Origin of the sequence: Pseudomonas sp. VE 267-6A (genome assembly GCF_024126555.1) — a bacterium.
Lineage (GTDB): Bacteria > Pseudomonadota > Gammaproteobacteria > Pseudomonadales > Pseudomonadaceae > Aquipseudomonas > Aquipseudomonas palmensis.
Genome location: NZ_JAMYBY010000061.1, coordinates 1 through 384, shown reverse-complemented (window position 1 = coordinate 384; position 384 = coordinate 1). Strand labels below are relative to the sequence as shown.

General features: G+C 66.9%; 1 protein-coding gene. It reads right to left on the bottom strand.

What is annotated here, in order from left to right; translation table 11 throughout:
- Window positions 1-384, bottom strand: a 384-nt coding sequence (locus NJH59_RS25440) for an AMP-binding protein (protein ID WP_253087482.1), incomplete at both ends; no start/stop codon positions are given.

Sequence of the window (384 nt, the reverse complement as noted above, 5' to 3'; positions counted from 1 at the left end):
ACCAGTGTTCGGTGGCGGCAAACAGGCGCAGTACGTTGTGGTGCGCGAGCAACGCGCCCTTGGGCTTGCCGGTGGAGCCGGAGGTGTAGATCACGTAGGCCAGGTTGGCAGGGTCAAGCGAGAGTGCCGGGTTGTGCGTGGCGAAGGCGCCGAAGTCATCGTCCAGAAGCAACGTGCGCACGCCTTGCGGAACTGGCAGTTGCAGGTGCGACTGGGCCAGCACCACGCTCAGCCCGCTGTCTTCCATCATGTAGGCCAGGCGGTCCTCGGGGTACGCCGGGTCCAGTGGCACATACGCACCGCCGGCCTTGAGGATCGCCAGCAGGCCGACCACCATCTCCAGGCTGCGCTCGCAGGCCAGGCCCACCAGCACCTCTGGCCCGA